Below are 10618 nucleotides of genomic sequence, written 5' to 3'. Positions count from 1 at the left end.
GCTTGAACGGCGTGAAAGGTGGGCGGACGACGGCGGTCGTGTCGGGCGTCGTCGGGGTCTCGAGCACGGCCTTGGCGTGCGAGAAGAGCTCGACGGACCGCTCACCGTGGTACGCGCCGTTGCCGCTCGCGCCGACCCCGCCGAAGGGCAGCCCGTGGACCGCCATGTGCGCGAGCGGCAGGTTGACACCGAGGGCGCCGGACGACGTCTCGCGCACGAAGCGTCGGCGCACGTCCGCGTCGGCGGTGAAGACGTAGAGCGCGAGCGGCTTGTCGCGCTCGGTGATCACCTCGATCGCCTCGTCGAGGCCCGAGACCTCGACGAGGGGCAGCACCGGCCCGAAGATCTCCTCCTGCATGACCGGGTCGTCGAGGCAGACGTCGTCGAGGACCGTCGGGGCCAGGTAGCGGCTGGCGGCGTCGGACTCCCCGCCCAGGACGACCCGCTCGGCGTCGACCAACGCGTGGAGCCGCGCGAAGTGCCGGTCGTCGACGATGCGGCCGTACTCCGCGGACCTCGCTGGGTCGGTCCCGAAGGACTCCCGGAGCGCGTCGGCGAGCCTGGGCACGAGCGCGTCGAGCGTGGCCCGGGTGCCGAGGACGTAGTCCGGGGCGACGCACGTCTGCCCCGCGTTCGTGAACTTCCCCCAGACGATGCGTCGGGCCGCGACGAGCAGGTCGGCGTCCTCGTGGACGTAGGTCGGCGACTTGCCGCCGAGCTCGAGCGTCACCGGTGTGAGGTGCCGGGCCGCCGCCTCGAGGACGATGCGGCCGACGGAGCCGTTGCCGGTGTAGAAGATGTGGTCGAAGCGCTCGGCCAGAAGGGCGGTCGTCTCCGGGACCCCGCCCTCGACGACGTGCACGGCCGACGCGTCGAGGTGGCGGGGCAGCAGCCGGGCGAGCACCCGCGAGGTGGCCGGCGCCACCTCGCTCGGCTTGAGCACGGCCGCGTTTCCCGCCGCGAGGACTCCGACGAGCGGGGCGAGCAGCAGCTGCACCGGGTAGTTCCAGGGCGCGATGACGAGGACGACGCCGAGCGGCTCTCGCACGACCCGGGCGCGGCCGGGCATGACCGAGAGCGGCACGGGCACGCGGCGCGGCCGCAGCCACGAGCGCAGGTGCCGCAACGTGTGGTCGATCTCCTCGACGACGAACCCGAGCTCGGTGACCCAGGCCTCCGTCGGGTTCTTGGCCAGGTCCTGGCGCAGGGCGTCCGCGAGCTCGTCCTCGTGGTCCGCGATCATCGCCCGTAGGGCCCGCAGCTGCTCGACCCGCCAGGCGTACGGCTTGGTCCGACCGCTGCGGAACGCCGCCCGGGCCGATGCGACGACCCCGCGCACGTCCGCTCCCCCGGCCGGGGCGACGGGGTCGGACGGGGCGCGGTCGGTGGGCGCGGTCTGCGTCATGGGGTCCATCCTCGTGGGTCGTCGGTCGTCGGTCGGTGACCTGTCGTGCGGTCCGGGTCCCGGCGTCGACGCTCAGGCCGCGAGCAGCCGGTGCACGACGGTGTCGGCGAGCAGCCGCCCGCGCCGCGTCAGCACGACGCGTCCCCGGGAGACCGCCGCGACGCCGTCGACGAGCCCGTCGGCGACGAGCCCGGCCACGGCGGCGCGTCCCGATCCTCGCAGGTCCGCCACGGGCAGTCCCTCGACGAGACGTGTGCCGAGGAGCACACGCTCGTCGTGCCGCTGCTCGTCGTCGAGGACCTCGCGGGCCGCGGCGGGCGACTGCCCGGTGCCGAGCCGCTGGGCGTAGGCGCTCGGGTGCTTGACGTTCCACCACCGGACGCCACCGACGTGGCTGTGGGCCCCGGGGCCGATGCCCCACCAGTTCGTACCGGCCCAGTAGGCGATGTTGTGGCGGCAGCGGTGCTGCTCGTCGCGGGCCCAGTTGCTCACCTCGTACCAGCCGAACCCGGCGGCCGAGAGCAGCTCGTCGGCCAGCTCGTACTTGTCGGCCTCGTCGTCGTCCTCGGGGGCCGGGACGAGGCCGCGACGGACCTGCGCAGCCAGCCGCGTGCCCTCCTCGACGACCAGGGCGTAGGCCGAGACGTGGTCCGGCTCGAGGGCCACGGCGGTCTCCAGGCTCGTGCGCCAGTCGTCGAGGGACTCCCCCGGCGTGCCGTAGATGAGGTCGACGCTGACCTGCAGCCCGGCCGCCCGCGCCCCCGCCACCGCGCGGGCCACGTTGACGGGGTCGTGGGTGCGGTCGAGGGTGCGCAGCACATGGGGAACCGCCGACTGCATGCCGACGGAGACGCGCGTGAAACCGCCGGCGGCGAGCTCGGCGAGCGACTCGGGCGTCACCGAGTCGGGGTTGGCCTCGGTCGTCACCTCGGCGTCCGCGGCCAGGCCGAACCGGTCGCGGATGCCGGCGAGGAGGCGGACGAGGTCGCGGCTGCGCAGCATCGTGGGGGTGCCGCCGCCGACGAAGACCGTCGACACCGGCGGCGCGTCCGGGCCGAGGACGCCCGCCGCGAGGTCGAGCTCGCGCGTCGCGGCATCGGCATAGGAGTCGAGGCCGATGGAGGCCCCGGGACCGCCGAGCTCGGTGAGCGTGTAGGTGTTGAAGTCGCAGTAGCCGCAGCGGACCGAGCAGAACGGTACGTGGACGTAGACGCCGAGGTCGGTCGAGGCGAGCGAGGTGAGGGCGGACGCCGGCAGCTCGCCGGTCGGCGGAGCGGGGTCGCCGTCGGGCAGGGCTGAGGGCGGCATCCGGTCATTCTCGCACCGGCCCGGACGGTCAGGACCGACGCGCCTCGATGCGGTCGAGCTGCTCGGCGAGGAAGCGCCCCTCGTCCTCGACGTCGAAGGTGAACCCCGAGGCGAACGCCTGCTGGGTCCACCAGCCCTCCGGGTGCTCGACGTCGGAGCGGCTGCGCACTGCGGTGACCCGGTGGCCGCGGACGGCCGCGATGAGGTTCTCGTTCCTGGCCGTGTAGGCGTCGGGCCCGAGGACGACGACGTCCTTGGCGTCGCGGCAGAACATGAGGGAGAACAGGCCGCTGCCGGCGAAGCCCGCGACGGTGCGGGCGGCACGGAAGCGCGACACCTGCTCGCACAGGGCGTGGTCCTCGGGGTACATGACCTCGAATCCCCTTGCCCTGAAAAGCTCCTCGACCTGGGCCACGTTGTGGCACGACCTCTTGAGCGCGGGCCTGCGCGACACGAACAGCCGCTCTGCACGGGGACGGTCATCCGCGTCGCGGACGAGGTGGTCGCCGACGCGGTCCCACAGGCGCGCGATGTCCGGGTGGACGAAGCGTGGCAGGGAGAACATGCCCGTCGCCGTGTAGAGGCGCTCGGGCCGGCACGTGGTCGTGAAGACGTGGACGTCCTCGGCCCTGATGCCGAAGGCACCGAGGACCTCGTTCTCGAACGGCTGCAGCGCCATCGGCTCCCGGTCGTGCTGGAGGGTCAGGAGGACCTTGGCCTCCGGCTCGACCGCACGCACCTGCTCGAAGGCCCACAGCCGGCTCACCTGCTCGGTGAGCAGGTGGCCGAAGTGCCCCGGCCACTCCGAGTCGAGGTGGAACCAGGCGCCGGGAAGCGGGTCGGGGCTGCTGACGTCGCGGCGCACGACCCCGAACCGCGGGAACTTCTCGATGACGTAGATGTTGGCCATCCGCGTCATCCAGTTCTGCCGGAACGACTCCGGGTAGAGCAGGTGGTCCCGGGTGACGATCTGCCCACGCGCGCAGACGGCCTCGTCGTAGCGGCGCAGCACCATCTCGGGCACGCGGAACTCGGTCTGGACGTACGGGTCGCCGGCGCGGTTGACGACGTACTCGTTGGTGGCGCTCCACGTCACCGAGGGAAGGGACGCAAGCCGCTCCCCCAGCTCGGGTCGCGCCGCGAGAACCGCGTCGACCTCCTCCTCGCGCAGCTTCGGCGCGACGCGCGTGCTGTTGACGAGGCGGAGCACCTTGCTGTGCACGTGGACCTCCGCGAGACATCCCGCGAGCCCGAAGACGTCGCGCCGCTCCCACCCCTTCGACAGGTCGTCGACGAGGTCACGGGTGCGCGCCGCCTGGGCCTCGGCGACGAGCGACCAGAGGTCGCCCTCGTACGGGGGTTCCTCGGGGATGTTCTCGTTGGGCAGGGCGTCCCGGCCACGCTCGAAGCGCTCGGACCTCTGCGCCGGCTCGGCCGCGTCGCCACCGGGCACGAGTCGACGGGCGACGTACCAGCCGCCCTTGTCCAGGTGCATGAAGACGCGCTGGAAGAGGCGGGCCTGCTCGACGGCGGACGTGTCGGACGCGTCCACGACGACGTCGAACGGCCCCGCCACGGTGAGCCGCACGTGCACCGCGGAGGGTTCGTCATCGACGTGGACGCGGTGCACCGTGAGGTCGGGCCAGGCCCGCTCGAGGACGGAGGACCAGGCCTCCACGTCGGCGGCGCCGGTGACGACGACCCGACCGCCGGGCCGGCGCGACACGGCCTGGAGGACGAGCTGGAGGGCCTCGTAGTGCGGCCGGTTGACCGACCACGCCTCCTCGTCGGCGAGGGTGAGCAGGTCGCGGGCCGTGGGAGGCGTCCAGGCCCGCTCCTCGACGGCCTCCGTCGGGGCCGGCGTCGCGTCGGCAGGCGTCGCGTCCGCGAGCGTCGCGTCGGCCGCCGTCGTTCCGGTCGGCGTCGTGCCGGCCGGCATCGCGTCGCCCACCTGCGGGGCCTCCGTTCCCGAGGCCCGGGACCCTCGCCGGCCGAGCACACGCATCCACTGCACGGGCACATCAAAGCATGGGGCCGGTCACGCGGCCGGGGAGGCCGTCAGCCCGAGTGCGTCGTGACGCCGTACCGCGCCCTGCTGGCGAGGGCCCACCGCGAGGCCGGCACCGACGCCGCCCCGACGAGGAGCATGAACCCGGCGAGCAACAGCCACCCGGTCTCGCCCAGCGTGACGCAGAAGTACGTCACGACGGGTGGCCCCACCACGGACAGGACGCTGAACCCCAGGCCGGCGAAGCCCTGGTACTGGCCCTGGCGCTCGTGCGGCGCGAGACCCATCTGCAGACCCCACTGCCCGCCGGAGCCGATCATCTCGCCGACGACGTGCACGAGCGCTCCCACGACGAGGGCCGCGACAGCGAACCAGGCCGGACCCCGGTCGGCCAGCGCCACGACGGCGAAGCCGCCCGCGATCCAGCACGCGCCGCGGACCAGGGCGCGGGAGCCCGCCTCGACGGAGTCCGCACGCCGCGACAGGCGCACCTGGAAGAGCGCCACCGCCGCGGTGTTGATGACGAGCAGCACGGCGACCATGACCGGTGGGGCCGTGGTGCGCTGGGAGATGAACAGCGCCAGGCCGAGCTCCATGACGAAGAAGTGCAACGAGAACAGTCCGGTGAGGACCGTGACGACGACGAAGGGCCAGTCGCGCAGCACCGCCAGGCGAGGCTCGTCGGCGCCGCGGGCGTAGGGCGGCAGGTCCGGCAGACGCGTCGTGTTCCAGGCGGCGACGGCGGTGAAGACGGCGTTGAGGACGAAGACCGACACGTAGGCCCAGGGACGGTCGACGACGAGCGCGGCGCCGCCGAGGACCGAGCCCAGGCCGAGCGCCGTGTTCGTCACCGCGCGCAGGTACGCCTTGAAGAGGACGCCGCGGCCCCCGGTGGCGAGATGGGCGACGACGCCCTGGTTGACGGCGCCGGCGCCCCGCTCGAAGAGGGTGAGCACGCCGAGGAGCACCGCGAGGGTCCACGGCGTGCGCGCGAACGCCGGCGGCGCGCTGAAGACCGCGGCCCCGGCCATGAGGACGGTGAGCACCCGGCGCGGGCCCCGGACGTCGCCGAGGTGCCCGGCGGGCACCTGCACGAGGATGCCCACGACCGCGGCCACCGACATCGCCAGGGCCACCTCCGTGGCGGTGAAGCCGACCTGACGCGTGAAGTACAGGGCGCTCGTCGTCATCACCGCCCCGGCGCCGAACCGGTTGGCGAACGACCCGGCGGCAAGGATGCGGAGGTCGCGGTCGACCGGAATCCCCTTGCGTGTCAACGGTTCTGCCGCCACCCCTGCCGTCGCCATCATCCCACCCCTCGTCCCGGTTTATCTCGACGTCAAGATATCCGAGGGTCCCGGGGGCGGTGCAACCGGTTTCTCGTGGCCGCGCGGCCGTCCCGTAGGGTCGAGAGCGTGTACCGGCCCAACTGGATCGAGATCGACGGCGTCGTCAACATGCGCGACCTCGGCGGGATGCCGACCACCGACGGCGGCAGCGTCCGCCCCCGACGACTCATCCGCTCCGACAACCTCCAGGACCTGCCGGCGCCCTCGGTGCGCCACCTCGTCGACGTCGTCGGTGTCCGCGACGTCGTCGACCTTCGCACCCATGTGGAGGTGGCCAAGGAGGGCGAGGGCCCGCTGCTCGCCGAACCGGCCATCCGCTACCACCACTTCACGCTCTACCGCGAGGACACGTCCGAGTCGGGCATCCCGGCCGCCGAGCGTGCCCTGCCGTGGGAGACCGACGAGCGACGGGCCCGCGACACCGCGCGGCGAGAGGCCGCGGAGCGCGCCGGGGCCGGGATCGCGAGCGCGGCGGAGGCCGAGCAGGAGGAGGCCCGCCGGCGCAGCCACGACGCGTTCTGGTCGGAGCACTACCTGTCCTACCTGGTCCAGCGGCCCGACTCGGTCGTCGCGGCCCTGCGGGCCGTGGCCGGCAGCGACGGGGCCTCGATCGTGCACTGTGCCGCGGGCAAGGACCGCACCGGCACCGTCGTCGGGCTCGCTCTCACCGTGGTCGGCGTGCCGGCCGACCTCGTCGTCGCCGACTACGCCGCCTCGGCCGAGCGCGTCGCGGCGATCATGGACCGACTGCGCGCCAAGCAGGCGTATGCCGACAACCTGCGGGACAAGACCGTCGCGCAGCAGTCACCGACCACCGACACGATGCGCCTGCTCCTCGAGGCGCTGCAGGTGCGGTACGGCGGCGCCCTCGGCTGGCTCGAGGCCCAGGGGTGGACCGCCGCCGACACCGAGCGGCTGCGCGCCAGGCTGCTCGAGGACTGACGGGCGCCGCCCCGGCTACTTCTTCGGCCTGTCCCCCGCGCCGTCGCTCGACAGGGCCGCGATGAAGGCCTCCTGCGGGACCTCGACCCGGCCGACCATCTTCATCCGCTTCTTGCCCTCCTTCTGCTTCTCGAGCAGCTTGCGCTTGCGGCTGATGTCGCCGCCGTAGCACTTGGCGAGGACGTCCTTGCGGATGGCGCGGATGTTCTCGCGGGCGATGATGCGCGAGCCGATCGCGGCCTGGATCGGCACCTCGAACTGCTGGCGCGGGATGAGGTCCTTGAGCTTGCCGGCCATCATGACGCCGTACGAGTAGGCCTTGTCCTTGTGGACGATGGCGCTGAACGCGTCGACGCTCTCGCCCTGGAGCAGGATCTGCACCTTGACGAGGTCGGCCACCTGCTCCCCGTCGGGCTCGTAGTCGAGCGAGGCGTAGCCGCGGGTGCGCGACTTCAGCTGGTCGAAGAAGTCGAAGACGATCTCCGCGAGCGGCAGCGTGTAGCGCATCTCGACCCGGTCCTCGGACAGGTAGTCCATCCCCCGGAGCGCGCCGCGCTTCTGCTGGCACAGCTCCATGATGGCCCCGACGAACTCGCTCGGAGCGAGGATCGTGGCGCGCACGACCGGCTCGCTGACCTCGGCGATCTTGCCCTCGGGGAACTCGCTCGGGTTGGTGACGTGGATCTGCTTGCCGTCGTCCATCGTCACGTCGTAGACGACGTTGGGCTGGGTCGAGATGAGGTCGAGGTTGAACTCCCGCTCGAGCCGCTCGCGGACGATCTCGAGGTGCAGCAGCCCGAGGAAGCCGCAGCGGAAGCCGAAGCCGAGGGCGGCCGACGTCTCCGGCTCGTAGACGAGCGCCGCGTCGTTGAGCTTGAGCCGGTCGAGGGCGTCGCGCAGGTCCGGGTAGTCCGATCCGTCGATCGGGTACAGCCCGGAGAAGACCATCGGCTTGGGGTCGCGGTAGCCGCCGAGGCTCTGCGTGGCGGGCTTGCTCGCGTTCGTCACGGTGTCGCCGACGCGGGACTGGCGGACGTCCTTGACGCCGGTGATGAGATAGCCGACCTCGCCCACCCCGAGCCCCTTGCCGGGCACCGGCTCCGGGCTGATGACGCCGATCTCGAGCAGCTCGTGGGTGGCCCGGGTCGACATCATGACGATGCGCTCGCGCGGGTTGAGGTTGCCGTCGACGACCCGGACGTAGGTGACGACGCCGCGGTAGGTGTCGTAGACGGAGTCGAAGATCATCGCGCGGGCCGGCGCCGACGCGTCACCGGTCGGGGCCGGGAACTGGGTGACGATCTCGTCGAGGAGCGCCTCGACGCCCTCCCCGGTCTTGCCGGACACCTTGAGGCAGTCCTCCGGGTCGCCACCGATGAGCTTGGCGAGCTCCTCGGCGTACTTCTCCGGCTGGGCCGCGGGCAGGTCGATCTTGTTGAGGACCGGGATGATGGTGAGGTCGTTCTCCATCGCCAGGTAGAGGTTCGCGAGGGTCTGGGCCTCGATGCCCTGGGCGGCGTCGACGAGGAGCACCGCGCCCTCGCAGGCCGCCAGGCTGCGCGACACCTCGTACGTGAAGTCGACGTGACCGGGGGTGTCGATCATGTTGAGCGCGTAGGTCTGCCCGCCGACCTCCCACGGCATGCGCACGGCCTGGCTCTTGATCGTGATGCCGCGCTCCCGCTCGATGTCCATGCGGTCGAGGTACTGGGCGCGCATCGCCCGCGCGTCGACGACCCCGGTCAGCTGGAGCATCCGGTCGGCGAGGGTCGACTTGCCGTGGTCGATGTGCGCGATGATGCAGAAGTTGCGGATCAGGTCCGGCGGCGTTGCGTTGGGGGCCAACGCGGAGCGGGCCATGGGCGACACGGTGGGGCGAACCTCGCGAGGTGGGCGGCGGGTGGACGGTCGTGCTCGGCCGGGGCCGGCATCGTCCCAGTCTCCCACGTCCGGACGCCTGCCCGCGCACCCGCCGCACACTCCCGAGCACCCGTGGGCGCCCGGCCGCCGAGCGGGGACGCCCGATCGGCGGGACGATGTCGAGCAGCGCCGCCGCCGATCGACGTGGCCGTGCGTGGCCGCCGGCTGCACCAGCACCCCTATGCCGAGACGTTCGTCATCCGGCGCGGGTCTGCGACCTTCACCATCGGCTCCGGGGCGGACGCTCGCGAGGTCGTCGGTCGCGCCGGGCAGGTGCTCGTCGTGCCGGCGAACACGCCGCACCGGTTCCGCACCGGCCCCGGCGGCTACGAGGGCGTCCACATCCACGCGAACGACCACTTCGTCACCGACTGGCTCGAGTGACCTCGCCGCGCCGGCAGAGCGCGGACTGTCAGCGCCGGCGTCAGCGCGTCGACGCGGTGACCGGGCCGTCCGAGGTGTCCGACGCGTCCCACCTGGGCGACGCATCCGGCGTCCCGGTGCGCGCGCCGGCCGTCGGGCGCCGCTCCAGGACGAGGGACGTCGCGGCGATGCCGACGCCGAGGACCGCCAGTACCGCGCCGACGAGGCTCGGGGCGCCGTAGCCGAACCCGGCCGCGAGGACGACCGACCCGAGCCAGGCCCCGAGCGCGTTCGCGGTGTTGAGCGTCGAGTGGTTGAGCGCCGCGGCGAGCGACTGTCCCTCGTGCGCGACGTCCATGAGTCGGGTCTGCAGCAGCGGTACGAGCACCGAGGGCAGCAGCCCGAGGAGGAACACCATGCTCACCGCGAGCCACAGGACGTGGGCGGCCGGACCGAAGGCGGCCAGCAGCACGGCGATGAGCGACAGGGACACGACGATGCCGCGCAGGACCCCGAACCGCTTCCCGACGCGCCCGGACAGAGCCATGCCGACGACCATGCCGGTCCCGTACGCAGCGAGGACCCAGGGGATGTGGCGCTCGTCCAGTCCGGCGAGGTCGGTCATCGTCGGGGTGATGAAGGAGTACATGGCGAACATGCCGCCGAAGCCCACGACGCCGACGAGGAGGGCCAGCCAGACCTGCAGCCGGGTCAGGGCCCTCAGCTCACGACGCATCGACTCCTCACCGCTCGAGCTCTGCCGCGGCAGGAACAGGCCGACCGCCACGACCGTGACCGCCGCGATGATCCCGACCGCCAGGTAGGGCGCGTGCCACGAGAGCCGCTGGCCGAGTACGGTCGCGAACGGCACGCCGACGACGTTGGCCACGCCGAGCCCGCCCAGGATGGTCGCCACCGCTGCGGTGCGACGTTCGTGCGAGACCAGTGACGCCGCGACGACCGATCCGATGCCGAAGAACGCGCCGTGCGGCATGCCGGCGAGGAACCGGGCGGCCATGACGGTCGGGTAGGTGTTCGCGACGACGACGGCCAGGTGGGCGACGGCGAAGAAGGCCATGAGACCCATGAGCAGGCCCTTGCGCGGCGCCTTGGCCGCGATGACGGCGATGAGCGGGGCGCCGACGACGACGCCGAGCGCGTAGGCCGACACGTAGTGACCGGCGGTCGCGATGTCGACGGCGGTGCCCGCGGCGATCTGGGGCAGCAGGCCCATGGTCACGAACTCGGTCGTGCCGATGGCGAAGCCGCCCACGGACAGCGCGAGGATGGCAAGGGCGGTGCGGCGACGGGCGGGGCTCAAGG

General features: G+C 72.6%; 8 protein-coding genes. 2 read left to right on the top strand and 6 right to left on the bottom strand.

Going from position 1 to position 10618, the window contains the following annotated elements:
- The 4 genes from ACPYOM_RS17700 to ACPYOM_RS17685 all read right to left on the bottom strand — a co-directional run.
- On the bottom strand, window positions 1-1405 hold a 1405-nt coding region (locus ACPYOM_RS17700; protein ID WP_481346966.1), incomplete at its 3' end, for an aldehyde dehydrogenase family protein.
- 72 nt (window positions 1406-1477) lie between these two features.
- Entirely contained in the window at window positions 1478-2713 is a 1236-nt protein-coding gene (hemW, locus tag ACPYOM_RS17695) for a radical SAM family heme chaperone HemW (RefSeq protein WP_481346965.1), read from the bottom strand.
- A 28-nt stretch (window positions 2714-2741) separates the two neighbouring features.
- The gene (locus ACPYOM_RS17690) at window positions 2742-4718 is read right to left on the bottom strand and encodes a glycosyltransferase family 61 protein (protein WP_481346967.1); all 1977 of its coding nucleotides are present in this window, start codon (window positions 4716-4718) and stop codon (window positions 2742-2744) included.
- A 53-nt stretch (window positions 4719-4771) separates the two neighbouring features.
- A complete protein-coding gene (locus ACPYOM_RS17685) occupies window positions 4772-6028 on the bottom strand; it encodes an MFS transporter (protein WP_481346964.1) in 1257 nt (418 codons plus the stop codon).
- Between the two features lie 108 nt (window positions 6029-6136).
- On the opposite strand from ACPYOM_RS17685, the gene ACPYOM_RS17680 reads away from it, so the two are divergent.
- Window positions 6137-7012, top strand: coding sequence for a tyrosine-protein phosphatase (locus tag ACPYOM_RS17680; RefSeq protein WP_481346963.1), 876 nt, complete (start codon window positions 6137-6139; stop codon window positions 7010-7012).
- Between the two features lie 15 nt (window positions 7013-7027).
- On the opposite strand, the gene lepA is transcribed toward ACPYOM_RS17680, so the two are convergent.
- Window positions 7028-8872, bottom strand: coding sequence for a translation elongation factor 4 (gene lepA, locus ACPYOM_RS17675; RefSeq protein ID WP_481346962.1), 1845 nt, complete (start codon window positions 8870-8872; stop codon window positions 7028-7030).
- Window positions 8873-9082: 210 nt separating this feature from the next.
- On the opposite strand from lepA, the gene ACPYOM_RS17670 reads away from it, so the two are divergent.
- Window positions 9083-9316, top strand: a complete 234-nt coding sequence (locus ACPYOM_RS17670) for a cupin domain-containing protein (RefSeq protein WP_481346961.1) — start codon at window positions 9083-9085, stop codon at window positions 9314-9316.
- A gap of 40 nt (window positions 9317-9356) precedes the next feature.
- On the opposite strand, the gene ACPYOM_RS17665 is transcribed toward ACPYOM_RS17670, so the two are convergent.
- On the bottom strand, window positions 9357-10616 hold the full coding sequence (locus tag ACPYOM_RS17665) for an MFS transporter (RefSeq protein ID WP_481346960.1): 1260 nt from the start codon (window positions 10614-10616) through the stop codon (window positions 9357-9359).
- Window positions 10617-10618 lie beyond the last annotated feature (2 nt).

The sequence above is a fragment of the Monashia sp. HAY1-2A genome, assembly GCF_056755315.1.
Note: the sequence above shows the minus strand (reverse complement) of the source record. Positions and strands in the feature narration are given on the sequence as shown.